The organism is Mycolicibacterium brisbanense (genome assembly GCF_001570425.1).
Taxonomy (GTDB): Bacteria; Actinomycetota; Actinomycetes; order Mycobacteriales; family Mycobacteriaceae; genus Mycobacterium; species Mycobacterium brisbanense.
The window spans coordinates 139,983-163,665 of the sequence record NZ_BCSX01000040.1 but is presented as its reverse complement, the minus strand read 5'-3'; the positions used below and the strand labels follow the sequence as shown (position 1 = coordinate 163,665).

Sequence of the window (23,683 nt, the reverse complement as noted above, 5' to 3'; positions counted from 1 at the left end):
TTTGTTTGGCCCCTTTTGACCCCTCAGTAGGCCATAAAGAGAATCATTTCCCGGTCGTACTCGCGGCCCGGGTGTGCCTCGGCAAGATGCGCCTGGGCCTTCTCGACCAGGTCGTCCTCGTCGGTTCCCGTGATCGCCTCGCCGCACGGGCAGTTGAGATGTGTCTTCGCCATATCAACACCATCGCATAGATGAGTTAGATGTAGGCATGGAGATCTACGACGTCATGCGCACCACCGGCGCCACCCGTCAGTTCACCGGCGAACCACTGCCCGATGAGGTGCTCGAACGCATACTGGACAACGCCCGGTTCGCCCCCAGCGGCGGCAACCGGCAGGGCACCCGCGTGGTGGTGATCCGCGACCGGCACACCCGCGAGGCGCTCTCCGATCTCAGCGTCACAGGCGCGCGCCGCTACATCGCACAACAGCGCAACGGCGAAAACCCTTGGAACCCTTTGCACTCCCCCGGCGTGTCCGACGAAGAGATCGCGGCTGTCGAGGTGCCGCCTGCCACCCAGCTACTCGAAGCGTCGGTGGTGCTGGTGGTCTGTGTCGACCTCGGCGTGGTGGCCGCGCTCGATCAGAACCTCGACCGGATCGGCGTGGTGTCCGGCGCGTCGGTGTACCCGTTCGTGTGGAACATCCTGCTGGCCGCCCGCAATGAAGGCTTCGGCGGCGTGTTGACCACCATGGCGGTGCCCGAGGAGCCGCGCGTCAAGGCGCTGCTCGGCATACCCGAGGAGTTCGCGGTCGCCGCGGTGGTGCCCATGGGCAAGCCGGTGCGTCAGTTCACCAAGCTCACCCGCAGACCGGTCGCCGAGATCGCCACCCGCGAGCGCTTCGACGGTGAACCGTTCTAGTACATTCCGCTGGGCGTCCGCATTGACTCTGCGGTGACGGCACTCCCTGCTCGCGCTTCCGCGCCATAGCCGCAGGGCCAACGGGAAATCGATGCTCAGGCCTTGGCGGCCTTGGCTGCCGCTTTCATTTCCTTCTTATAGCTGCGCACCTTCTGCAGCGATCCGGCGTCGACCACGTCGGCCACCGACATGTGGGTGCCTGCCTTGCCGTAGTCGCCTGCCGCGGCGCGCCAGCCGTTCGGTGTCACACCGTACTGTTTGCCGAGCAGCGCCAGGAAGATCCGGGCCTTCTGATCGCCGAATCCGGGCAGCGCCTTGAGCCGACGCAGCACTTCCTTGCCGTCCGGATCGCCCGCGGTCCACAGCTTGGTCACGTCACCGTCGTACTCGTCGACGATGGCCTGTCCCAGAGCCCGCACCCGCTTGGCCATCGACCCCGGAAACCGGTGGATCGCAGGCGTTTCGGAGCACAGTGCGACGAACGCCTCCGGGTCGTACTCGGCGATCTGGACGGCGTCGACGCCGCCGATACGGTCCGCGATCTTCTTGGGCCCCGCGAACGCGGTCTCCATCGGGATCTGCTGATCCAACAGCATGCCGACCAGCAACGCGAACGGATTCTCCTCGAGCAGGGCATCGGCGGCCGGGTCTTGAACTAGCTGCAGTTTCGCCACCTCGCCAGTTTAAGACCAGACGATGCCGGGATTTTGCCGTCTCTGTCGGTGCAGTGTGCAAACGTGTACGCGTTGACCGGTGGATATGCCCATAGGAGATGGACATGAGACGTGTGGTTGCACCTCTATTCGCAGCGGTGCTCGCCGCGATTGCCCTGGCCGCCACCGCCAATGCAGTGCCGGACCAGGGCACCCCGGCGTTCGACGAGTACATGCAGGGGCTCGATCGCAATGGCTACCACCTGAATCCCGACACCGCGTGGCGCGTTGCCCACTAGGCCTGCATCGGCGGCATCCCCGGATACATCGGTTTGGAGCTGGCCGCACAAGGGGTGATCGGCCCGGGAGCACAACAGCGCGTGATGGACGTCGCCAGAAAGTACGCCTGCCCGGTTCAGTGATCGGCGGTTTCGCCGGTTTAAGGTTGGCCGCACGATGTCCGGCGAGGTTGCGATAGCGCTGACGTTGGCGCTGATGCTGACGGCAGTCGCGGCGGTCGTGGTCGTGCGTACCCGCCGGGTGGTCGCCACGCCCACCGAGCGCGCAGTGCACGCCACATTGCACACCGCCGCCCAGGCAGCGCGGGCCCTGCGCCGCGGCCTCGACAGCGAATCCGCACACACCGCCGCACCGTTTTTGCGTGAGCTCACCGGGGCCGCCGGAGTCGCGCTCTATGACGGCGACGGGGCGCCGCTGTCGCGGGACCCGGCCGATGGACCCGTCTGGACTGCCGACGTGATCGACAGCTGCACGGCCATCGCCGCCGAGTCGATCACCGGCCAGCGGAGGGTGCTCAGAAGGATCCAGACCACGACGATCGTCGCGCAGCCGCTGCTGACCGAGGGAGGTGAGGTGCTCGGTGCTCTCGTCGTGGTCACCGGCACCACGCCGGGTCCCGGCATGCTCGGCGCGGTCGGCGAGGTCGCCCGCTACGCCGCCAGCCAGATCGAACTGGCCGAACTCGACGCGTCCCGGGCCAGGCTGGACCGCGCGGAGGTGCTCGCACTGCGCGCCCAGATCAGCCCGCACTTCATCTACAACGCGCTGAACACCATCGCCTCGTTCGTGCGCACCGATCCCGACCGGGCCCGCGAATTGATCCTGGAGTTCGCCGATTTCACCCGGTACTCGTTCCGCGCGGCCGGCCAGTACACCACGCTGGCCGAGGAGCTCCGCAACATCGACCGCTACCTGACCCTGGAACGGGCCCGGTTCGGCCACGCGCTGACCGTCCGGCTGCAGGTCGCGCCCGAGGTTCTCAGCGTGGTCGTGCCGTTCCTCGCGTTGCAGCCTCTCGTGGAGAACGCGGTGCGGCACGGGCTGGCCGGTCAGGGCGGTGGATCGATCGAGATCATCGCTCGCGACGAAGGCTCGGACTGCGTGATCACCGTCGAGGACGACGGCGCAGGCATGGACCCGGAGACGCTTCGGGCCGGGCCCGGCGATGCGTTGGCACACCGCGTCGACGAGTCCGCGCACGTCGGGCTGACCAATGTCGACCATCGGCTGCGAGCCGCATTCGGCAACGACTACGGTCTGGTGGTCGAGACGGCGATCGGGGCAGGCACGAAGGTCATGATGCGGGTACCGAAGTTCCGCTCGGGTGTGCGCGCGTGAGCCGCACGCTGACGGTGCTGGCGGTCGACGACGAGGCACCCGCACTCGACGAGCTGGCGTATCTGCTGGGCCGTCACCCGTGCGTCGGCGACGTGTACACCGCGGGCGACGCCACCTCGGCCCTGCGTGAACTCAACCGGCACCCCATCGACGCCGTGTTCCTCGACATCAACATGCCGGGGCTCTCGGGAATCGAACTGGCCGGCGTACTCACCAATTTCGCGAACCGGCCGGCGGTGGTGTTCGTGACCGCGCACGACGACAAGGCTGTGGCGGCGTTCGACGTGGGCGCGGTCGACTATCTGCTCAAACCGATCCGGCAGAACCGGCTCGATGAGGCGGTGCGACGCGTCGCCGAGGGGGTCGTCTCCAGACCCGCTGAGACATCGCAAGACGACCAGGACTCCGACGTGATCCCGGCCGAGCTCGGAGGGATCACCCAGCTGGTGCGCCGCGACAGCATCAGCTGGGTCGAGGCCGAAGGCGACTATGCCCGGCTGCATGCGGCGACGGGCGCACATCTGGTCCGAATACCCTTGAGCACATTGGAAACCCGTTGGCGCGACCACGGCTTTCAACGCATCCACCGGTCATACCTGGTATCGCTGCGGATGGTCACCGGGCTGCGCACTGCCGACGGTGCCGTGCTCGTCCGGCTGCGCGCCAACGGCTCCTCGCCCGCGGTCGAGCTGCCGGTCAGTCGCCGCCAGGCCCGTGAGCTTCGCGACCGAGTGGTACGCGACCCGATGCGCAACCTGAAACCGGCCGATGAGTGACCGGCCGGGGCCCGCTGGGCGGCCCGCCGGCGCACGACAGCGCGTCGTACTCGCCCACCGCCGCGGTGCGCGCATGGTGCGCACCCGCGTCGAGGTGCAGGAGCAGACCCAGGTCGGTGACGCACTGGTGCGCGGCCTGGTGCGAGCCCAGCTCGGGCTGGCGTTGCGACTGGCCGCGGTGGTGGTGGCCGTCGCGGTGGCACTGCTGGTGATCACCGCGGCGGTCCCAGAGTTGACCGCGCACAGCGTGTTCGGCATTCGCCTCAACTGGCTGATCCTGGCGGGCCTGGCCTATCCCCTGTTGTACAGCATCGGGCGGCTCTACGTGCGGCTGGCCGAACAGGCCGAACGTGATTTCGTCCGCGTCGTCGACAGCGAACCATGACCGGCTCGCCGCTCACCGCCGCCGCGCTGCTGGCTGCGGCCGTCGCCACCGTCGCCATCGGTACCTACGGAGTGCGGTTGTCGCGCACCACTTCCGACTTCCTGGTGGCCTCCCGCAGCATCGGCCCACAGTGGAATGCCGCCGCCATATCGGGTGAATACCTTTCGGCGGCATCGTTTCTCGGTGTGGCCGGGTTGATCGCCAAATACGGTGCCGACGCCCTGTGGTATCCGGTCGGTTTCACCGCGGGCTATCTGGGCCTACTCCTGTTCGTCGCGGCGCCGCTGCGCCGCTCCGGCGCGTACACCGTGCCAGACTTCGCCGAATTCCGGCTCGGCTCAGCACGTTTGCGCAAGCTGGCCATGCTCGTGGTGGTGGTGATCTGCGTGTTCTACCTGGCGCCGCAATACCAGGGCGCCGGTCTCGCTCTGAAAACCCTACTGGGAGTTCCTGTCTGGGTCGGGCCACTGCTGGTCGGCACGATCGTGATCGCGAACGTGGTGGCGGGTGGCATGCGCTCGATCACGTTCGTGCAGGCCTTCCAGTACTGGCTGAAGCTGACCGCGATCGCCGTCCCGGCGCTGGCCCTGCTGGGGTTGTTCGTCGGCGGTGGTGGCGAACTCGGCGGCCCGTTGCCGCCGACCGTGCATCAGCAGACGACCGTTGCCGTCGACACCGATGTCGTGGTGCACGTCGCCGAACCGGCAGGCATCACCGTGACGGGCACGCTGGACGGCAGGCCCGTCGAGGCCGTCGCGATCGGGCACGCAGGCGAGCACACCGTCGGCGCCGGCACCACGCTCACCCTGGCCGCAGGCACCGCGACCCCGGTGGTGGCAGGCGCCCCGAGCACCGGCACCGAATGGATCGCCTCCGGCGGCGGGCTCGGTGGCGGTCATCCGCTCTACCAGGTGGTGTCGATCATCGTCGCCACGTTCCTCGGGACCATGGGCCTGCCGCATGTGCTCGTGCGCTTCTACACCAACCCCGACGGCCGGGCGGCCCGGCGTACCGCGCTTGCGGTGGTCGCGCTGCTGTGGCTGTTCTATCTGTTCCCGACGCTGCTGGGCGTGTTCGCCCGGCTGTATGTTCCGCAGCTGCTCATCACGGGTACCGCCGACGCGGCGGTGCTGCTGGCGCCCGGCGCCGCGATCGGTGGCGTCGGTGGACAGCTGCTGGCGGCCCTGGTGGCGGCCGGGGCCATCGCGGCCTTCCTGGCCACGTCGTCGGGACTTCTGGTCAGCATCGCCGGCGCGCTGGCCACCGATGTGTTGCGCGGGCGGGTGCGGGACTTCCGGGTGGCCGCGGTGATCGGCGGGCTGATCCCGATCCCGTTGTCGCTGGTGGTGTCCGGACTGGAGCTCTCCCGCAGCGTCGGCCTGGCCTTCGCGGTCGCGGCGTCGACGCTGTGCCCGCTGCTGGTACTCGGCATCTGGTGGCGCGGGCTGACGGTGACCGGCGCCGCATGCGGGCTGGTGGTGGGCGGCGGCGTGTGCGGCGGCGCGGTGACGGTGGCCATCGCCGGCGGCGTCGACGAGGACGTGCTGGGTGGCTGGCCGGCCGTCATGGTGGGCTACCCCGCCGCCGTCAGCGTGCCATTGGCGTTCCTGACGATGGTCGTGGTCAGCCGTTTCACGCGGGCCACGCCGAACGTCGCGCAGATCTTCGCCCGCATGCATGTGCCCGAACGCCTCGGCATGGGCGTCGAGCGCGTGCCGCGGGGCTGATTTCTCCAGGCTGATTTTCCTGCCGAGCAGACATCGCGGTCCGCCAACCGCAGCGTGTCGCGTACCCGCGTGTCTGCTCGGCGGGAGAGGGGGACGCACCGCTCACCGTGGCCGACCGACCACTCGGCGCACCGACACCCGGCTTCGGCGTATCGCCTCGATTGTGACTCACATCTCATCTAGGTTCGATTCCCAGCTGCCTCACAGACAACCTCAAGGAGCCCTGGTGCCCGAAACCGACCTTCCGCCACGCGTCGCGCCCAGCGGCGCACAATTCCTCGCCACCCAGGCCAGTCCGGAGTTCCAGGAGCTCCGCAGCAAGCTGCGCCGGTTCGTCTTCCCGATGACGGCGTTCTTCCTGCTCTGGTACGGCCTCTACGTCGTACTGGGCGCCTTCGCACACGACTTCATGGCGACCAAGGTGTTCGGCAACGTCAACGTCGGGCTGCTCTTGGGTCTGGGCCAGTTCGTCACGACGTTCGTCATCACGGGCGTCTATGTCCGGTTCGCCAACCGCGAGCTCGACCCCCGGGCCGCGGCGATCCGCGCCGAACTGGAAGGCGAAGACCAGTGACCACGCTCACGGCAGCGGCGGATGCGGTCGGCAACCCGATCGCCAACATCGCGATCTTCGGCGCCTTCGTCGTCATCACGATGTTCGTGGTGATCAGGGCCAGCGGCAACAACCGCTCCGCCGACCAGTTCTTCACCGGCGGGCGGGCCTTCTCCGGCCCGCAGAACGGCATCGCAATCGCCGGGGATTACCTGTCGGCGGCCAGCTTCCTCGGTATCGCCGGGGCCATCGCCGTCTACGGCTACGACGGTTTCCTCTACTCCATCGGCTTCCTCGTGGCGTGGCTCGTGGCGCTGCTGCTGGTCGCCGAACTGCTGCGCAACACCGGCCGATTCACCATGGCCGACGTGCTGAGCTTCCGGCTCAAGCAGCGCCCGGTGCGGCTGGCCGCGGCCACCACGACGCTGACGGTGTCGCTGTTCTATCTGCTGGCCCAGATGGCCGGTGCCGGCGGCCTGGTCGCGCTGCTGCTCAACGTGCACAGCAAGACCGGGCAGTCCCTCGTGATCGCCGTGGTGGGCGTGCTGATGATCATCTATGTGCTGGTCGGCGGCATGAAGGGCACCACATGGGTGCAGATCATCAAAGCCGTGCTGCTGATCACGGGTGCTGCGCTGATGACGTTCATGGTGCTGGCAAGGTTCGGGCTGAACTTCTCCGAAATCCTGGGCTCGGCGCAGTCCGCGATCTCCGATGCCACCACCAAAGGTGTCGCCAACCGAGACGTTCTGGCCCCCGGCGCACAGTACGGCGGGTCGACCACGTCCAAGATCAACTTCCTGTCGCTGGGCCTGGCGCTGGTGCTGGGTACCGCGGGCCTGCCGCACGTGTTGATGCGCTTCTACACCGTTCCCACCGCCAAGGAGGCACGCCGCTCCGTCGTCTGGGCCATCTCGCTGATCGGGGCGTTCTACCTGTTCACCCTGGTGTTGGGGTATGGCGCGGCGGCCATCGTCGGTCCCGACCGCATCCTGTCGGCCGCGGGCAAGGAGAACTCCGCGGCCCCGCTGCTGGCCCTCGAGCTGGGTGGCGTGGTGCTGCTCGGCATCATCTCCGCGGTGGCCTTCGCGACCATCCTGGCCGTGGTCGCCGGGCTGACCATCACCGCGTCGGCGTCGTTCGCCCACGACGTGTATGCCTCGGTACTCAAGTCCCACAAGGTGACCGAAGAAGAACAGGTGCGGGTCTCCCGGATCACGGCGGTGGTCCTGGGCGTGTTCGCGATCGTGCTGGGCATCCTGGCCAACGGGCAGAACATCGCGTTCCTGGTCGCGCTGGCGTTCGCCGTCGCGGCCGCCGCCAACCTGCCGACCATCGTCTACTCGCTGTACTGGCGCCGGTTCAACACCCGCGGCGCGCTGTGGAGCATGTACGGCGGGCTGGTGTCGACCATCGTGCTGATCGTGTTCTCCCCGGCCGTATCGGGTACTCCGAAAGCCATGTTCCCCAACTTGGACTTCGCGTGGTTCCCACTGGCCAACCCCGGCATCGTGTCCATCCCGCTGGCGTTCCTGCTGGGCGTCGTCGGCACGCTGACCTCGTCCGACCGCGGCAATCCCGAACTCAATGCCGAGATGGAGGTGCGGTCGCTGACCGGCGTCGGTGCCGAGAAGGCCATCGCACACTGAGGTGCCTTTCGCCATCCCCGAGCCCGATTCGGGGATGGCGAACCGCCTCGGCAACGTTGAACTGGCGCATGTCCGACTCCCGCCGTACCGAGCCACGTAACCGTTCCGCATTCGCGTTCGGCCTGCTCGCCTATGCGTTCGCGGCCATCATGATCGGCACGACGCTGCCCACCCCGATGTATGCCCTCTACGGCGAGCGTATGCATTTCGCGGTGCTCACCACGACGGTCATCTATGCGACCTACGCGGGCGGCGTGCTGTTCGCGCTGCTGGTGTTCGGACGGTGGTCCGACGCGGTGGGCCGACGACCGATGTTGCTGGCCGGGGTAATTGCTGCTCTGGCCAGCGCCGTGGTGTTCCTGGTCGCCGACTCGGTGCCGGTGCTGCTGATCGGCCGGGTGCTGTCCGGCTTGTCGGCGGGTCTGTTCACCGGCACCGCCACCGCCGCCGTCATCGAGGCCGCACCGCCGCGCTGGCACACGCGTGCCGCCACGATTGCGACGGTTGCCAACATCGGCGGGCTCGGAGCAGGCCCGCTGCTGGCAGGCCTGCTGGTGCAGTACGCACCGCATCCGCTGCAGCTGCCGTTCCTGATCCATATCGTGCTCGCCGTCATCGCGGGCATCGCCGTTCTGGTCGTTCCCGAGACCTCGGAACGCAGCGGCAGCATCGGTGTGCAGCGCCTGTCCGTTCCAGCCGAGGTGCGCGCAGTGTTCGTCATCGCGGCACTGGCGGCGTTCGCAGGTTTCGCCGTCACCGGTCTCTATACCGCGGTGGCGCCGTCGTTTCTCGCCAATGTCGTCGGCATCGACAACCACGCGATCGCGGGTGCCATCGCGTGCTCGATCTTCGCGGCATCCGCCGTCGCGCAGATCGCCGCGACGCTCATCCCGCCGCAACGCGCGGTTGCGATCGGCTGCGCGATCCTCGCGGCGGGCATGGCCGTTCTGGCTGTCGCGCTGTACTTTTCGTCGTTGTTCGGACTGATCGTCGCGGCTGTGGTGGCGGGCGTCGGGCAGGGCATCAGCTTCAGCCGCGGGCTGGCCGCGGTCGCCGAGCTGACGCCACCCGAACGGCGCGCCGAGGTCAGTTCCACCTACTTCGTCGTCGCCTATGTGGCCATCTCGCTGCCCGTGGTCGGCGAGGGTCTGGCAGCCCGCGTCTGGGGTCTGCGGACCGCGGGCGTGGCGTTCGCCATCGCGATCGGCGTGCTTGCCGTCATCTGTCTGGCAGCCATCCTGTGGCAGGAATCCCGGCAGGCCCGCGAGGCTGAATTGAGTGCAATTACCTAGATCGGCGCGGCCGTCACGCCCTTAGCGTTACTGCCATGACCAGTGCTGTCGCGACACCGGCCGCCAGAGCCGCATCGCTGTTCCCTAGCCCCGCCGAAGTCGAGGCGGCCACCCCGGCCGGCCGTGACCGGGCCATCGACGTCATCCGCATCGTGTCCCTGGTGGGCGTGGTGTTCGGGCACACCGTCATGGCCACCAGCACCATCCGTGACGATGTCTTCATCTGGAGCAACCTGCTCACGGCCTCGACCGTGTTCCAGGCGCTCACCTGGGTGTTCCAGATCATGCCGTTGTTCTTCTTCGCCGGGGTCGCGGCATCGGTCGGGTCGTGGCGGCCCGGGCAGCCGTGGGGCGGCTGGTTGCTGAAGCGCTGCACCCGGTTGTACCGGCCGGTGTTCTATTACCTCGCGTTCTGGGGCGTGACGCTGACGGTGCTGCGCTTCGTGCTTCCGGTGCACGTGTACGAGCCGGTCGCCGGTATCTCCATTCAGCTGCTCTGGTTCCTCGGCGCCTACGTCCTGGTGCTCGCCGCAGTGCCACTGCTGTCCCGGATCACCACGACGGCACAGCTGGCCACCGCCGTGATCGGTACCTATGTGTTCATCGCCGTGATCGACGCGATCCGGATCAACGTCCACGGCTACGCCACGCTGGGCTATCTCAACACCGTGGTGTGGCTGATCCCCGGCATGTTCGGCGTTGCCTACCGCCGCAACCTGCTGCCCGGCCGGTCAGCGCTGACGATCGGCATCGGCATGCTCGGTGTGAACCTGGCGCTGCTGGTCTTCGGCCCTTATGAATTGAGCCTGGTCGGCATCGAGAGCCAGCATCTGAAGAACATGACGCCGCCGTCGCTGCTGCTGGCCGGGCACGCGATCATGATGTGCGCGTTCGCAATTGCCGCGGCGCCCGCGATCGCCCGGTGGGCGCGGCGACCGCGGGTGTGGTGGCTGGCCGCCATCGGCAACTCCGGCGCGATGACGCTGTACCTGTGGCACATGCCGCTGCTGCTGGGCATGCACCTGGTGTTCGACTACCTGGGCTTCGACCGGTACGACCCGGCTTCCCCCGGCTTCGTCGCGTTGTCCGTGCTGCAGCTGGTGCTCATGGCCGCGGTGGTGGCGATGGCGTTCGTCGCGCTGCGGCCGCTGGAGAACTCGCCGCTGCCGCTGTGGGACGGCGGATCGGTCGGCCACCGTGGAATCCGCAGCGCCACAGTCGGTTTGCTGCTCTGCACAGCGGGTGCCGCCACCCTCACCTCCGTCGCGTGGGGGCTCAAGGACCAGGGCCTGTACTGCGTCGCGGTGATGCTGGCCGCGCTGGCCGCTGCCCGCTGGCTGGCAACACCGCGTAGTGCTCGGTGACGCCGGCCTTAACCGGTGCGCACGGATTCCACGGCGAAGGTATGGATGCGCGGCGGGTCCGTTGGGGCGAACGCGACCGTGACGTCAAGCCGCCCGCGCGTGCCCGGCATACGGCAGATCGCCTCGGTCGGCGAGCGGAGCTCCAGTTCGGTCTGGCCATCCCGCTCGCCGAGCGCGTGCCGGGCAGCGGTGATGACGGCGATCCGCTCGGCCAGCGGGATGTCGAGGAGCACGTTGTCGGCGAATACCGATTCCTGAAGGGTGGACGGGTCCGCGATAACGCGTTCCACCAGCGGGACGACCGACCGCAGATATTCCGTGGGCCGAACTTCGGCCGGGCCGCATCGCCGCTGGCGCAGCAGAGCACCGAGCACAGCCCGGGCGGGTGCTGCGACCGGCGCGTACGTACCGTTGGCGAATGCCACCACACCAAGACCGCTGTCTTGATGCCAGCCCATGTACGAACCGAAACCGGGATACCCGCCCAGGTGTTGGCTGATCGCCCCTAGGTCCGGGTCGATCTCCACGAACAAGCCATAGCCGTAGCCGGACAGTCCCCAGGCAAAGCCCTTGCTTGTCAACCGGTTCGGGCCCTCGGCGACGGCGAACGGCAGCAGGCGGTGCGGTTGCTGCATCTCCCGTCGAGAGGCCCGGGCGAGCACGCCATCACCGGCACCGTCACGCGGAGGGAAGGCGTCTGCGAGCCAGGCGGTCCACCTCGCGATGTCGTTCACGGTGCTCAGCAGACCCCCGATGGCGGAGAAACTCCCTGGCGCGGTGAACTTCTGCGCCTCCCACTGCCCGGTCGGGGTCGGCCGATATCCCCGTGCCAGACGCCCAGCCGGCACCGTGCGGTAGTCGTAGGTGGTCTCCCCCAAGCCCAACGGTCGCAGGAGTTCACTTGTCACGTGATCGACGAACGGCCGGTCGATGATCGCTTCCACGACGCGGCCGAGGATGGCGTATCCGAGGTTGGAATACGCGAACGCGGTGCCCGCGGCGCAGGCCCGTCCCACCGGCCGGCTCAGCAGATCATCGAACTCGGCCTGGGTCATCTCCTCCTGCCGGTCAGCCCACGGATCGTCACTGGGCAGCCCGCTACTCATCGTCAAGCAGTGGCGCACAGTGATTTCCGGCGAGTCGAGGGTCGGGCCGCTCAGTCCCGTCGCCCCTGCGAGGTGGTGGACCACCGGATCGTCCAGCCCCAGCATGCCGTGATCACGCAACTGCAGGATCGCGGCCGCGGTGAAGCTCTTCGACATCGACGCGATGCGAAAGACCCGATCCGCCGCCGGTGCGGCGCCGGTTTCGCGATCGGTGACTCCGTGGCCTGCGAAATGCACCACCCTGCCGTCCGAGAGGACACATAGCTGCAGGCCGGGGGCGTGCCCACGATCATGGAACTGCCGGACGATGTCATCTGCGACGGTGAAGTCGATGTTCATCACGCTCTTTCCGCTGCCGACTCGCGGCGATCCTCGTCGGGCGGCGCAAGCATCAGGAAGTGGGTCTCACCCCGTGGCCGTAGATAGAAGACGTAGTAGACGAGGGCGAGCAAAACACACGCCCCGGCGACGACGAGGTCGGCGCGGACCTGCTGGCTCAGCACGGCAATGGACATGATGATCGCGACGACGGGCCATAGCGGCCACAGCGGCATTCGGTAGGGACGGTCGAGGCCGGGGTTGCGGAGCCGACTCACCAGGGCGGACGCCGCAACAAGGATGAACTCAACCGCCAGCAGGGCTCCCGTCCATGTGGTCAGGGTCGCGACATCCGAGGACAGGATCATCACGGCCCCGCCGATCCCGACCAAAATCGTTGCCAGCCACGGTGTTCCGTATTTCGGGTGCACCGCATCGAGTGCGCGGCTGATCGGGCCCGGCCACGCCATGTCCCGGCCGGTGCTGTACAGGATCCGGGCGTAGTACGGCATGAGAGCGATGACGGCGTTCAGCACGGCGACCGCGATACCGAGGCTGATCACGGTGTTGAACGTGTCGCCGCCGATGGCAGTGAGGACATACCGCCAGGGATTGCCGGAGTTCGACAGCTCAGCCAATGACGGGGCGGCGAGGGTGGCGGCGGCCACCGGGAAAACCTCGCAGGCCACAGCGACACCTAAAGCGATGAACACAGCACGGGCCACGTTGCGGCGGGCGCCGACGGTTTCCTCCGAGAAGATGAGTGCGCCCTGAAAGCCGTTGTAGGCAAAGCTGCCTACCGCGATGCCTGCGACCAGTGCACTCAGGGTGAGCGGACTGGCGACGCCGCTTGCGTCGATCACCTGAGGATGCAGCAGCGTGGTCACCGGTCGCTGCACGTTGATGAAACCGGCCACGGCGACCAGGACGACGGCCAGGATCTCCACCACGAGCAGGATGGTCACGGTAATTGCGTTCAGCCGGACCCCGAACAATGCGATCACGGCACCGCCGATGATGATCACGGCGCCGAGAACGTTCGCATTCACGTCGATGACGACCCGTAGATACTCCGCCATCCCGAGCGCAACCACCGCGGGGATGAGCACCGCCTGGACGGGTCCGGTGATGAACATCGAGACGAAACCGGGTGCGCGCCCCAGGATGCGGGCGATGAAGGTGTAGTCGCCGCCGGCGATCGGATAGGCCGCGCCCAACTCCGCCCAGCAGTAGGCCAGCGACAGGCCCAGTACTGCGGCGATGCAGAACGTGATGGCTGCGCCCGTGCCGTTCAACCCGAACAGCACCGGAGCGATGATGAACGCACCGGTGGCCGGAGTAGTTGCGGAGACGACGAGTGACGTGTTCTCCCACAAGCTGAGATCGCGTTTCAGCTCTTGCTTGTACGCCCTGGGACTGCCGGGCTTCGATTCGCTCATTCGGCGCCTTTCTCACGGCCACCTGGAAGGGTGCGCCGACGTTGTCGGCGATCCGGATGCAACCGGACGGTGTGATCTTGGCGATATTTCGAGGCGATGTCAACAGCGATGACAACGGTGTTGTCCGCAGTGTTGACGCGGCTTGCGCATCGACGCGGGCCGCACGTGCGATGCTGGGCGGCGTGGACAGCAACCGACGCGCACGGGCATCGCACACCCGCAGTGATGCCATTCGGTTGGATCGTCAGGTGATCCTGCGAGCGGCGCAGGAGATCTGCGACCGCGACGGCCTCAGCGCGCTAACCCTCCGGCGGCTCGGGAACGAACTCGGCGTCGACGCCACCGCGATGTACCGGCATTTCCGGGACAAAGCCGAGCTGATTTCCGCGCTCATCGACGAGCTGTTCCGGATCGAAGTCGATGAACCGGATCCGCAAGGACACTGGCGTGACAACCTGCGCAAGCTGATGATCCAGTGGTGGCAGATCTATCGTCGGCACGAGGGCCTGGCCGCAGCCATGGCCGGTCAACCCGACGATGAGCCGCAGCTCTTCCACCTCACCGAATGGACTGTCCGCGAGCTCATCCGAGCCGGCGTCAGTACGGACGAGCTGGGCCTGTACCACCAGACCATCTATAACCACACGGTGGGAAACGGTCTGGTCGCGGCTCTGTCTCCGTGGCTCACCGACATCGACCTGCGTGACGAGCAGCGCCGCCAGTACGCCGCGCTGGACCCGCGCCGATTCCCGGCGTCGGCGACCGTGGCCCCGACGATCTACCCGGATACCGCCGAGGTCTTCGAGTTCAGTGTCGAAGTTCTACTCGACGCCATCGAAAAACGCGGTCAACACGTTGCCCAGCAACGTGTTTGACGCGCAACGCTAACCGCTCTTGCGGCGGAACTCCCTGCGGTTCTCCACGGGGCCGTGCGCACGGGGCTGCTTGTTGCCGCCGTCCTTGTGCGCCGATCCGCCGGTTGCCTGGGCCTTCTTACGTTCCAGCGCCTCCCGGAACTTGGCCTTGGTGTCGTCTGCTTCCGGTGTCTCCGCCATGGCGCCAGCCTAGCCAATCAGCGGAGGCCAGGCGGCATTCCGTACAGGTGTGAGATGGGCAGGGTCAGCTTCACGCGCCGGTCGTCGACCATGGCCCGCCGGTAGTCGTCCCAGTCCGGGTGTTCCCCGGCGATATTGCGATACAACGCGATCAGCGCCTCGACGGTGTCGTCGTCGGGCGACGCCGCGGGTGGAGTGAGGATCGCGTCACCCTCGGCGACGGCGTACGCCCAGCCGTCGTCGGAACTGACATGGATCGACGCCCGCGGGTCGCGGCGCAGGTTACGCGTCTTGGCCCGCGGTTCGGTGATCGACACCTCAAGGGCCACCGCACGGGGGTCGAAGTAGTACGACACGTTGGACAGCTGCGGCCGCCCGTCCTGTTTGATCGTGGCCAACACGCCCAGCGAGTTGCCACTGATCAGTGCCAAGAGCTTGTCGTCGAATACGTGGCGCCCCATAAACCGAGCGTACGTCCTTACTATCGACTCGATGACTGTGATTGACGGCAATATCCTCGACGGGGTCTCGGCCACCACGCTGTGGACCCTGCACAACCGCGGCACTGAGGCCAAGCGCTCCGACGGCGTGATCAGGGACCCATGGGCGGTCACCCTGCTCGACGCCATCGACTACGACTACCTCAAGTTCGGCAGGCCCAACCAGTCCCACGGGTTGCGGGCCCGCGCGTTCGACGCCGCGGCAAGCGACTACTTGTCGACCCACCCACGGGCCGCGGTGGTCGCGCTGGCCGAAGGCCTGCAGACCAGCTTCTGGCGGCTGGCACAGGCCGGCCTTGCCGACGAATTGACTTGGTACTCCGTCGATCTGCCACCGGTCATGGCGTTGCGCGAACAGCTGCTGCCCGCCGACGAGCGCATCGTGGCCCTGGCCCAATCGGCGCTGGACCGCAGCTGGATGGACCGCGTCGACGCGTCGCACGGGGTGTTCATCACGGCCGAGGGCCTCTTGATGTACCTGCAGGCCGACGACGTCATCGACCTGATCACCGACTGTGCCGCGCGGTTTCCGGGTGGCCGGTTCATGTTCGATTCGGTCCCGCACTGGTTCAGCCGCCGGACCGTCAAAGGTCTGCGGCTGTCCAACCGATATGTCGCGCCACCGATGCCGTTCGGGATGACCGCCGACGAAGGCCAGGCCCTGGCCGAGCGCATTCCCGGCGTCCGCGCGGCCCACGACATCGCGCTGCCGCCTGGACGCGGCTTGTTCAAGGTGACCGCGTGGCCGCCGCTGGACCGGGTCGGCGCGTTCCACCGGGCGCGGCCCAGCATCACGCTTCTGGAATTCGCCTAGCCCCGACCGCCCGCGCCGAATATGGTGTCAGGCAAAGGGAGAGGGCATTGCGTCGGAGGGAACTGGCCGCCGTATTCGGCGCGGTGTTGGCGGTGACGATAGCGCCGTCGTGTGCGGAGCGTCCGGTCGCGCCGAAGGCCCTGGCCCCCGCGCCCGAACTGGTCAGCCTCGCCGAGATCACGGTCGAACGGTTCTGGTACCCCGTCGACGAGCGACCCGGGTCCGCCGCCGACACCGGCCAGAACTGGGCCGACCTGTACCTGCCCGCAGGCCCGCAGCGGGTCGACAGCATCCCGCTGGTGGTGCTCATCCACGGCGGCGCCTGGCAAAGCACCCTCGGCGCCAACGTATTCGAGGGCCTGGCCCGCGAACTCGCGGGCCGCGGTTTCGCGGTCTACAACGTCGAATACCGCCGGATCGGCTCAGGCGGCGGGTGGCCGAACACCTTCCGCGACGTGGCGCACGCTCTGGACAACATCATCGAGGTCGACCGCAAATATCCCCAGCTGACCACCGACGACGAACTGGTCGTCGGCCACAGCGCAGGGGCTCAACTCGCGGTATGGGCAAGCACCCGCAAAAACCTCAAGGCCAACGAAGAGGGCTCCCGGCCGGTTTTCCGTCCGACGCGGGTCATCTCGCTGGCCGGGCCGCTCGACATGGTGTACGCCGCCAACCACGGTGACGACCACATCGTCACGGTGCTCGGCGGGCGCCCCACTGAGGTTCCGGACCGCTACGCATCCGTCGACCCGATCCAGAACATCGATCCGACGGTTCCGGTGATCGCACTGCACGGGACGCGCGACACGGTCGTCGCCCCCGCCAACTCCGAGCGTTACGTCGCCGCAGTCAAGCGGCGCGGCGGGCGGGCCGCGGTCGAGTTGCTGCACGGCGACACGCACACCTCGATCGTGTCGACGCGCTCCCCCAACTACCAGCACGTCCTGCACGTCATCACCACGACGTCACAGGCGGAACTGGCCACCCTGCTCAAGGAGTAAGCCCATGCCCCGATATGTGGTCTTTCTGCGCGGCGTCAACGTCGGCGGGGTGAACCTCAAGATGGCCGAGGTGGCCAAGACCTTCACCGACGCGGGCTTCGACAACGTCAAGACCATCCTCGCCAGCGGAAATGTGTTGCTGGACAGTAGATCCGGCGCCAAGGCCATCCGGTCCGCCGCCGAGCGGGCGCTGCGCGACGCCTTCGGCTACGAGGCCTGGGTGCTGGTGTACGACGTCGACGAGCTGCGCGCGGTGTCGGACAACTACCCGTTCGAGCGGGAAGTCGAAGGCCACCACTCGTACATCACGTTCGTCAGCGATCCCGATTTGCTCGACGAACTCGCGGCCCTCGAACCGGGGCCCGAGGAGAAGATGCAGCGCGGCGACGGCGTGCTGTACTGGCAGGTGGCCCGCAACGCCACCCTCGACAGCACCATCGGCAAGACCATGGGCAAGAAGCGGTACAAGTCATCGACCACCACGCGCAACCTGCGCACCGTGGAGAAAGTGCTGCGGTGAGAGTCGAGAGGATCGAGCAGTGACCGATGGAGAGGACGCCCTGAGAGCGGCCCGCCGAACCGCCTGGTGGATAGCGGACGTCGCCGCCGGGATCAGCATCAGCTTCTCGGTGATCGCACAGATGTGCCGACTCTTCATCGAGCACAACCGGCTCGACATGGCAGCGACCGAAGACGCGTTCGTCACGCAGGTCGCCGCGGGACTCGGATACGTCGCGCTCGGCTGGATCGTCGTCAGCGCCGCCCTCGCCGTCGCGTGCCGGATCAGATACGGGATAGCCAGCGAGACAGCCGTTTACCTCGCGCTGCTACTGCTGGCGATCGTTGCTGTCGCGGTCGCTCACTAGGCCGCAGAGCCCTGCAATCAGCCCATCGCCGGCTACAGGCCGACAAACCGCCGTGGCCCACCGGTCGTGACGACGCGTCCAAATCTCATTCCGGGAAGATGCGCGGCGACGACAATGTCGGCGGAGTCGGCGATCTCGTCCGCGATGCGGTTGCGGGCAGCGGAGGCGGCCACGGGGTCGGTGTCCCATACGACTTCCCAGTCTCGTTCTGAGAACTGAACAATCGAGTGGACGACATCACCGAGTAGGAGCGCGCGTGCTCCCCGTGATGAGACCACGACTATCGTTGTGCCCGGTGTGTGTCCCGGGGTGAAGATTCCGTCCACGCCCGGGGCTATCGGTGTGTCTCCGTCGAAGAACTCCAGTTGGGGTTCGATCGGAGTCAGCGTTTGCAGCGTGTGCTCGTCTGCGTTGGACGTCGACACGAAGTGATCCCAATCCGCTCGATGCACCCGGTACGTGGCGTTGCGGAAAAATGGGTGTCCCCGATGGCTGGCCCAGCCGATGTGGTCGAAATGTAGGTGTGTGAATACCACGTCGGTGACATCGTCGGCGGTGAAGCCGTTGGTGCGCAGCGCAGTCGGCAAGCTCCCTCCGGTATATGCGCCGTTGTCGAAGTCGCCGACTCCGGCGTCGACCAGGACCAGTTGATCGCCGGCCTGGATCAGGAAGCCACCCACGGGCAGGTCGATGGTCCCCGACTCGCCGAGGTGATGTTCATAGCAGGACCACGCATCGGGCGTGCCCGGCCGGGACAGGATGTCGCGGGCGACCTCGACCCCCACACCGTCGACGAGAGGGATGACGGTGAGGTCACCGACACTGACAGGCGATGGGCCAGCTGCACAGGACACAGCACACCGAACACTGATGGGCAGCAGCATATTCCGCCCGTGTCCGGCATCGCTAAGCCGGAATCGTCACTGCGCCCACACGTCTTCGACGTAGCGATCGGTGTTCACCAGGTCGGCAAGCCAATGTGCGGCGGTTTCCTCGTCGGCCCCGGTGAAACGACGGTAGATGTCGCGGAAAGCACCGCGCACGGCGGGAGCCATCCGGGCGCCGTCCCCGCATACGTAGATGTGTGCGTCCGCGCCCGGGTCACCCAGCATCGCCCACACTTCCTCGGCATCGGCGGCGATACGGTCCTGTACGTACCGGATCTCGTCTTCGGGCCGCCGCGAGAATGCCGGGCGCATGCGCACGACGCCGGCTTGTTCGGCCGCTTCGAACTCGTCGCGGAAAAGGTAGTCGACGTCCGGGTGCCGGACCCCGAAGAAGCACAGCGCCGAGGTGAAGGGCTCGCCTGCCGCCTGCGCTGCCAGCCGGTCTCCGATGAAGCCGCGGAACGGGGCGACGCCTGTTCCGGCGCCGACCATGATGACGTTCTTCGCCGGTTCGGCACCGGCCCGGAACGCTTTACGCGCGGAGTCGACTCGCATCCGAATCTGTTGTCCCGGTGCGGCATCGGCGAGGTAGCTCGAGGAGACGCCGCGAAACACGCCGTACCCGGAGCGTGCCGGGCCCTCCAGCACGCTGACCACCAACTCGACCTCCCGCGCCGACCGGCGCGCTGACGAGGCGATTGAATAGTGCCGGGTTCCCATCGGCTCGAACAACTCGAGCAGCTCGGCACGCGACAGCTCGGTGGCCGGGAACTCGGCCAGGCACTCGGTGACGCTCAGCGCTCGGTCCTCTGGGTTCTCGGCGAGTTCGGCCAGGGCCGCGCGCTCGGGCGGGCACGGGTTGGCCATGGCCAGCTTCAGCAGCTGGCTGCGGCTGGCGGCCTTGCGCAGCTCGATGAAATGGGTGAGCAATTCGCGCACGCTGACTTCGCGGTCGATGGCGATGGCGCGCCGGGTGCTGCGTCGCGGATTGACCGAGATGCGGCGGTCGAGCCGCAACTCCAGCAGTTCGGCGACCTCCTGCACCACCTCGGGGCTGTTGTCGGGCAGCACTGTCACGTGGTCACCAGTGTGGTATTCGACGCCGTCGGGCAGCGCAATCCGGATGAGCCGCTTGCCATTTCCCATGTCGCCGTCATCGACGTCCACCAGCGCCACGTTGTCGAGCACGGTCGCCGGTTGCACCTCGAAGCGCGCGTCGATCGCCGAGGTGACCGGCCCGTCGATGGCGCGCAGCTCGTAGAGCAGTTCGGAGTTGTCGGCGGCGTCGAGCGCTGCGGTATCCGATGCGGGCGCGAGCGCTTGCCACAGCGCCGCCGAGAAGTCCTCGACAGTGCCGGCAAAGTCACCTGACGTGTCCGCCTCGCCACGCGGAATCACCGGTGGACCAATAAGTTCCGCCAAACGCTCGTCGATACGCTTCGGGACGGACTGGTAGGTCTCGGCCCAGTTGCGATCTCCGACACCGAGAACGGCATACGGAATGGCCGGTTGCGCCGGCGTGCCCGCGTCATCGAGCCACTCGACAAAGCGCCGCGCGTCGTCGGTGGGCTGGCCGTTGTACGACGCGGCGACCACCACCAGTGCCCCCTCGCCGGGCAGTGCGCCGGCTGCCGTGTCGAGCGCGGCCACGGTCGTCCGATACCCGAGATCGGTGGCCTCGTCGGCCAACTGCTGCGCCAAGGCCCGGCAGTTTCCGAGGTTGGACCCATGCAGCACAGTCACTTTCGAACCCGGCGCAGCCACCGCGCGGGGCCGTTCCGCGGGCGCCGACGGCGCGGCGGGACCTGCGTGCCGGCGATCTGCCGGCGTCCGGCGCGCCAACTCAAGACGAAATCCGACCGGTTTGCGCAGCAGGTCGCTGTGGGTACGCAGCTGGTAATGGTCGACGTCGAGGAAGCGGTACCGGTGCAGCAGGGTCGCCAACGCCATCGTGGCCTCGTGCAACGCGAACTGCCGACCGATACAGGACCGGGCTCCGGTGCCGAAGGGCTTGAACAGGTTCACCGGCCGCCCGGCCGCCTGCTCGGCACCGAACCGGTCCGGATCGAAGGTGTCGACGTTGTCCCCCCACTCGGGCTGGCGGTGCAGTGCCGAGGTGGTGATGGTGACAACGGTGCCCTTGGGTATCGGATAACGGCCCCCGATGACGGTGTCCGCCAAGGCCATCCGGTCGATCTCGCGGACCGGTGGGGACAGCCGCAACGTTTCGTCGACGATCTGGCGGATGTAGGTGAGTTTGCCGATCTCGTCGAATGCCGGCACATGGTCGTCATCGGGACCGAACAGCGCGTCCACCTCGCGACACGCCTGGTGCAGCACCGCGGGGTGCTTGACGATGCTGTACATCGCCGTCGGCATCAGCGTCGAGGTGGTGTCCTGCCCGGCGATGAGGAAGGTCAGGATCTGGTTGCGGACGGCGTCGTGGTCGAGACGCGGCCGACCGTCGGCGTCCGGTTCGAGCATGAGCGCCAGCAGATCGTCCAGGTCAACTGCCCCCGCGCGGTGCCCGGCGATGAGGTCGTCGATGAAGGCGTAGAGCTTGTCGCGCTCCGCGGCGAAGACCGTCCGGTCGCCACCGCCCGGGGCGAGGATCTGGGCCAGGGCGGCCGCGAAGCTCGCCGGGATATCGGCGAGCCCGTCGTGGTGGTAGGAGTCGAACCGCGCGCCGAATCCGGCGAGGCCGACGGTGTCCATGGCGAGTTTGGCGAGATCTCCCGCGACGTCGACGGCGCGCCGCCCCGCGGCCGCGTCCCATTGCGCGAGCAGCTGACGGTTGATGTCCAGCATGGCCGGGTGGTAGCTGCGCAGCCCGCTGAAGCTGAAACCTGGGATCAGGACGTCATGCGCCTGCTGCCAACCATTTTCACCGGGATACGACGTGAACAGCCCGTTTTCGACGAGGGTTCGGAAGCGGTCGAGTCGATCGGTGATGCCCTTGGTGAACCGGCTCTCGTCGCAGAGTTCGTCGACCAGCGCCAGCGAGCACGCGTACAGCCGTCGGCTGCCGGTGAAGTCCGCGTAGAACAGTGGTCCGTACTGCTCGGCGAGTACATCCGCGGGCAGCGCGTAGGGCCGACCGGGCACTGGTCCCGGTGGCAGTTCGGCGCCGACGGCCGAGGGCACGTCGTCGATGTCCGGTGGCAGCGCCGGCGAGAACATCTCCATGTGCGCCGAGCATAGCCACCGGACGCCGCTGAACCGTGAGGAACGAATCTCAGAGAACGAGCTGTGGAGTCTGTGCCGAATTCCTGAGGGCGCGGCGGGATCCGAACCGCAGGCTCGGGTCGACCACCGGGCCGTTGCGCAGCATGTCCGCGTCGTAGGTGTAGTTCATCGACATCACCCAGGGTCCGCTGACGCCCTGCCGCGGCAGCTGGTCTGCGGCCCGCTGTACGTAGCCGGCGGCGAAGTCGAGCAGCGGCAGCGTCGCGATACCCGGATTGTCGAACACCGGGGACACCGAGTCAAAGCCGTTGTCGTCCATGTACTTCAGCAGTCGGCAGAAGTGTTCGCACAGCAGCCCGACCTTGAGTGTCCACGACGAATTGGTGTAACCGAAGGCAAACGCGAAGTTCGGCACGCCCGAGAGCATGATGCCCTTGTAGGCGACGGTCTCGGCCAGATTCACCGGCTGACCGTCGACGGTGAGCGTCATGCCGCCGAACAGCTGGACGTTGAGACCCGTTGCGGTGACGATGATGTCCGCGTCGAGCTCGCGGCCCGACTCGAGCAGGATGCCGCGCTCGGTGAAGGTCGCGATGCGGTCGGTGACCACCGAGGCGGTGCCGTTGCTGATGGCCTTGAACAGATCGCCGTCGGGCACGGCGCACAAGCGCTGGTCCCACGGGTTGTACTGGGGCGCGAAGTGCTCGTCGACGGCATATCCCTGGGGCAGCTGGCTGGCGTTGACCTTGCGGATCAGGCGGCGCGCGGCGGTGGGGTACTTCTGGCACAGCGTGTAGACGGCACGTTGTTTGATGATGTTCTTGCGCCGGGTCAGGGCGTAGCCGCGGCGATCGCCCAGCAGCCGTTTGGCCGCGTTGGCGAAAGAGTCCTTGGCCGGAACGGGAAGCACGTATGAGGGCGAGCGCTGCAGCATGGTCACGTGGCCTGCCGTCGGCGCCATCGACGGAATCAGTGTCACCGCGGTCGCGCCGCTGCCGATCACGACGACCTTCTTACCGGTGTAATCGAGATCCTCGGGCCAGTGCTGGGGATGCACGATCTGACCGGTGAACCGCTCCTGCCCTTCGAAGTACGGCGTGTAGCCCTGGTCGTAGCGGTAGTAGCCGCCCGCGCAGAACAGCCAGTTCGCCGACATCTGCACCAGTTCGATGTCCTCACCGCTCTCGTCGGTGCGCTCGACGTCGACGACCCAGCGGGCGTCGGTCGAGCTCCAGGCCGCGCCGAGCACCTTGTGGTGGAACCGGATATTGCGGTCGATGCCGTTCTCGGTCACCGTCTCGCGCAGGTAGGCCAGGATCTTGTCGGCAGTGGCGATGGCGTGCTCGTCACGCCACGGCTTGAACTCGTAGCCGAAGGTGTGCAGGTCGGAGTCCGAGCGGATTCCCGGGTAGCGGAACAGATCCCATGTGCCACCGGTCGCGCCGCGGGCCTCGAGGATCGCGAAGTTGCGTCCCGGGTGCTCCTGCTGCAGGTAGTAGGCCGCGCCGATGCCGGAGATCCCGGCCCCGACGATCAGGACGTCAACGTGCTCGGTGTGGGTCATTCGGGCTCCCGTGGGTGGTGTGGTGGAGATGTGTTCAATCGTCGC

The 23,683-nt window shown here is 67.3% G+C and carries 23 protein-coding genes and 1 pseudogene; 15 read left to right on the top strand and 9 right to left on the bottom strand.

Annotated elements, in window-relative coordinates; translation table 11 throughout:
• Positions 1–23 precede the first annotated feature (23 nt).
• Positions 24–173, bottom strand: a complete 150-nt coding sequence (locus RMCB_RS23400; protein ID WP_063827611.1) for a DUF1059 domain-containing protein — start codon at positions 171–173, stop codon at positions 24–26.
• Positions 174–208: 35 nt separating this feature from the next.
• Between RMCB_RS23400 and RMCB_RS23395 the strand changes: the two genes are divergently transcribed.
• The gene (locus tag RMCB_RS23395; RefSeq protein ID WP_029366484.1) at positions 209–862 is read left to right on the top strand and encodes a nitroreductase family protein; all 654 of its coding nucleotides are present in this window, start codon (positions 209–211) and stop codon (positions 860–862) included.
• Positions 863–957: 95 nt separating this feature from the next.
• On the opposite strand, the gene RMCB_RS23390 is transcribed toward RMCB_RS23395, so the two are convergent.
• The gene (locus RMCB_RS23390; protein ID WP_062830680.1) at positions 958–1,536 is read right to left on the bottom strand and encodes an HhH-GPD-type base excision DNA repair protein; all 579 of its coding nucleotides are present in this window, start codon (positions 1,534–1,536) and stop codon (positions 958–960) included.
• A 98-nt stretch (positions 1,537–1,634) separates the two neighbouring features.
• Between RMCB_RS23390 and RMCB_RS23385 the strand changes: the two are divergent.
• The 9 genes and pseudogenes from RMCB_RS23385 (at position 1,635) to RMCB_RS23345 (ending at position 10,899) form a co-directional block, all read left to right on the top strand.
• Positions 1,635–1,937 (top strand): annotated as a pseudogene (locus RMCB_RS23385) (DUF732 domain-containing protein).
• A 34-nt stretch (positions 1,938–1,971) separates the two neighbouring features.
• The gene (locus RMCB_RS23380; protein ID WP_062830679.1) at positions 1,972–3,153 is read left to right on the top strand and encodes a sensor histidine kinase; all 1,182 of its coding nucleotides are present in this window, start codon (positions 1,972–1,974) and stop codon (positions 3,151–3,153) included.
• Complete coding sequence (locus RMCB_RS23375) at positions 3,150–3,929, top strand: LytR/AlgR family response regulator transcription factor (protein ID WP_062830678.1); 780 nt, start codon at positions 3,150–3,152, stop codon at positions 3,927–3,929. The genes RMCB_RS23380 and RMCB_RS23375 overlap by 4 nt, the downstream gene beginning before the upstream one ends.
• A gap of 73 nt (positions 3,930–4,002) precedes the next feature.
• Positions 4,003–4,314 (top strand): hypothetical protein, encoded by a 312-nt coding sequence (locus RMCB_RS23370; RefSeq protein ID WP_109784388.1) that lies wholly within the window; start codon positions 4,003–4,005, stop codon positions 4,312–4,314.
• Positions 4,311–6,041 carry a sodium/solute symporter gene (locus RMCB_RS23365; RefSeq protein WP_062830676.1) on the top strand — a complete coding sequence of 577 codons (1,731 nt, stop codon included), beginning with the start codon at positions 4,311–4,313 and terminating at the stop codon, positions 6,039–6,041. Before RMCB_RS23370 ends, RMCB_RS23365 begins: the two co-directional genes overlap by 4 nt.
• Before the next feature lie 226 nt (positions 6,042–6,267).
• Positions 6,268–6,615 carry a DUF485 domain-containing protein gene (locus RMCB_RS23360; protein WP_029366475.1) on the top strand — a complete coding sequence of 116 codons (348 nt, stop codon included), beginning with the start codon at positions 6,268–6,270 and terminating at the stop codon, positions 6,613–6,615.
• Complete coding sequence (locus RMCB_RS23355) at positions 6,612–8,243, top strand: monocarboxylic acid transporter (RefSeq protein ID WP_062830675.1); 1,632 nt, start codon at positions 6,612–6,614, stop codon at positions 8,241–8,243. Before RMCB_RS23360 ends, RMCB_RS23355 begins: the two co-directional genes overlap by 4 nt.
• Positions 8,244–8,311: 68 nt before the next feature.
• Positions 8,312–9,535 (top strand): MFS transporter, encoded by a 1,224-nt coding sequence (locus RMCB_RS23350; protein ID WP_062830674.1) that lies wholly within the window; start codon positions 8,312–8,314, stop codon positions 9,533–9,535.
• Between the two features lie 35 nt (positions 9,536–9,570).
• On the top strand, positions 9,571–10,899 hold the full coding sequence (locus tag RMCB_RS23345) for an acyltransferase family protein (RefSeq protein WP_062830673.1): 1,329 nt from the start codon (positions 9,571–9,573) through the stop codon (positions 10,897–10,899).
• Between the two features lie 8 nt (positions 10,900–10,907).
• Here RMCB_RS23345 and RMCB_RS23340 read toward each other — a convergent pair whose 3' ends face one another.
• On the bottom strand, positions 10,908–12,344 hold the full coding sequence (locus RMCB_RS23340; protein ID WP_062830672.1) for a serine hydrolase domain-containing protein: 1,437 nt from the start codon (positions 12,342–12,344) through the stop codon (positions 10,908–10,910).
• Complete coding sequence (locus RMCB_RS23335) at positions 12,344–13,762, bottom strand: APC family permease (protein WP_062830671.1); 1,419 nt, start codon at positions 13,760–13,762, stop codon at positions 12,344–12,346. Before RMCB_RS23335 ends, RMCB_RS23340 begins: the two co-directional genes overlap by 1 nt.
• A gap of 182 nt (positions 13,763–13,944) precedes the next feature.
• On the opposite strand from RMCB_RS23335, the gene RMCB_RS23330 reads away from it, so the two are divergent.
• The gene (locus tag RMCB_RS23330) at positions 13,945–14,637 is read left to right on the top strand and encodes a TetR/AcrR family transcriptional regulator (RefSeq protein WP_165606313.1); all 693 of its coding nucleotides are present in this window, start codon (positions 13,945–13,947) and stop codon (positions 14,635–14,637) included.
• Between the two features lie 9 nt (positions 14,638–14,646).
• On the opposite strand, the gene RMCB_RS23325 is transcribed toward RMCB_RS23330, so the two are convergent.
• Together RMCB_RS23325 and RMCB_RS23320 are read right to left on the bottom strand one after the other, a co-directional pair.
• Complete coding sequence (locus RMCB_RS23325; RefSeq protein WP_109784387.1) at positions 14,647–14,817, bottom strand: DUF5302 domain-containing protein; 171 nt, start codon at positions 14,815–14,817, stop codon at positions 14,647–14,649.
• Between the two features lie 17 nt (positions 14,818–14,834).
• On the bottom strand, positions 14,835–15,278 hold the full coding sequence (locus tag RMCB_RS23320) for a PPOX class F420-dependent oxidoreductase (protein ID WP_029366812.1): 444 nt from the start codon (positions 15,276–15,278) through the stop codon (positions 14,835–14,837).
• Between the two features lie 31 nt (positions 15,279–15,309).
• On the opposite strand from RMCB_RS23320, the gene RMCB_RS23315 reads away from it, so the two are divergent.
• Genes RMCB_RS23315 through RMCB_RS23300 form a run of 4 tightly spaced genes read left to right on the top strand, consistent with a single transcriptional unit; the run spans position 15,310 to position 18,001 of the window.
• Positions 15,310–16,131 carry a class I SAM-dependent methyltransferase gene (locus RMCB_RS23315; protein WP_062830669.1) on the top strand — a complete coding sequence of 274 codons (822 nt, stop codon included), beginning with the start codon at positions 15,310–15,312 and terminating at the stop codon, positions 16,129–16,131.
• Between the two features lie 47 nt (positions 16,132–16,178).
• Positions 16,179–17,135 (top strand): alpha/beta hydrolase family protein, encoded by a 957-nt coding sequence (locus RMCB_RS23310; protein ID WP_407662139.1) that lies wholly within the window; start codon positions 16,179–16,181, stop codon positions 17,133–17,135.
• Between the two features lie 4 nt (positions 17,136–17,139).
• On the top strand, positions 17,140–17,655 hold the full coding sequence (locus tag RMCB_RS23305; protein WP_062830668.1) for a DUF1697 domain-containing protein: 516 nt from the start codon (positions 17,140–17,142) through the stop codon (positions 17,653–17,655).
• 19 nt (positions 17,656–17,674) lie between these two features.
• Positions 17,675–18,001: a hypothetical protein gene (locus tag RMCB_RS23300; protein ID WP_062830667.1), complete on the top strand. Its 327-nt coding sequence runs from the start codon at positions 17,675–17,677 to the stop codon at positions 17,999–18,001.
• A gap of 32 nt (positions 18,002–18,033) precedes the next feature.
• Here the strand turns inward: RMCB_RS23300 and RMCB_RS23295 are convergent, their stop codons facing one another.
• From RMCB_RS23295 to RMCB_RS23285, 3 genes are all read right to left on the bottom strand, one after another.
• Entirely contained in the window at positions 18,034–18,855 is an 822-nt protein-coding gene (locus RMCB_RS23295; protein WP_201028339.1) for an MBL fold metallo-hydrolase, read from the bottom strand.
• A gap of 66 nt (positions 18,856–18,921) precedes the next feature.
• Positions 18,922–22,074: a bifunctional cytochrome P450/NADPH--P450 reductase gene (locus tag RMCB_RS23290; protein ID WP_062830666.1), complete on the bottom strand. Its 3,153-nt coding sequence runs from the start codon at positions 22,072–22,074 to the stop codon at positions 18,922–18,924.
• A gap of 49 nt (positions 22,075–22,123) precedes the next feature.
• On the bottom strand, positions 22,124–23,638 hold the full coding sequence (locus RMCB_RS23285; protein WP_062830665.1) for a flavin-containing monooxygenase: 1,515 nt from the start codon (positions 23,636–23,638) through the stop codon (positions 22,124–22,126).
• Positions 23,639–23,683 lie beyond the last annotated feature (45 nt).

Coding starts and splice junctions, on each gene's coding strand:
- RMCB_RS23400 (WP_063827611.1), bottom strand. CDS start 173: ATGGCGAAGACACATCTCAACTGCCCGTGCGGCGAGGCGATCACGGGA.
- RMCB_RS23395 (WP_029366484.1), top strand. CDS start 209: ATGGAGATCTACGACGTCATGCGCACCACCGGCGCCACCCGTCAGTTC.
- RMCB_RS23380 (WP_062830679.1), top strand. CDS start 1,972: ATGTCCGGCGAGGTTGCGATAGCGCTGACGTTGGCGCTGATGCTGACG.
- RMCB_RS23370 (WP_109784388.1), top strand. CDS start 4,003: ATGGTGCGCACCCGCGTCGAGGTGCAGGAGCAGACCCAGGTCGGTGAC.
- RMCB_RS23365 (WP_062830676.1), top strand. CDS start 4,311: ATGACCGGCTCGCCGCTCACCGCCGCCGCGCTGCTGGCTGCGGCCGTC.
- RMCB_RS23350 (WP_062830674.1), top strand. CDS start 8,312: ATGTCCGACTCCCGCCGTACCGAGCCACGTAACCGTTCCGCATTCGCG.
- RMCB_RS23345 (WP_062830673.1), top strand. CDS start 9,571: ATGACCAGTGCTGTCGCGACACCGGCCGCCAGAGCCGCATCGCTGTTC.
- RMCB_RS23340 (WP_062830672.1), bottom strand. CDS start 12,344: ATGAACATCGACTTCACCGTCGCAGATGACATCGTCCGGCAGTTCCAT.
- RMCB_RS23335 (WP_062830671.1), bottom strand. CDS start 13,762: ATGAGCGAATCGAAGCCCGGCAGTCCCAGGGCGTACAAGCAAGAGCTG.
- RMCB_RS23325 (WP_109784387.1), bottom strand. CDS start 14,817: ATGGCGGAGACACCGGAAGCAGACGACACCAAGGCCAAGTTCCGGGAG.
- RMCB_RS23320 (WP_029366812.1), bottom strand. CDS start 15,278: ATGGGGCGCCACGTATTCGACGACAAGCTCTTGGCACTGATCAGTGGC.
- RMCB_RS23315 (WP_062830669.1), top strand. CDS start 15,310: ATGACTGTGATTGACGGCAATATCCTCGACGGGGTCTCGGCCACCACG.
- RMCB_RS23305 (WP_062830668.1), top strand. CDS start 17,140: ATGCCCCGATATGTGGTCTTTCTGCGCGGCGTCAACGTCGGCGGGGTG.
- RMCB_RS23290 (WP_062830666.1), bottom strand. CDS start 22,074: ATGGAGATGTTCTCGCCGGCGCTGCCACCGGACATCGACGACGTGCCC.
- RMCB_RS23285 (WP_062830665.1), bottom strand. CDS start 23,638: ATGACCCACACCGAGCACGTTGACGTCCTGATCGTCGGGGCCGGGATC.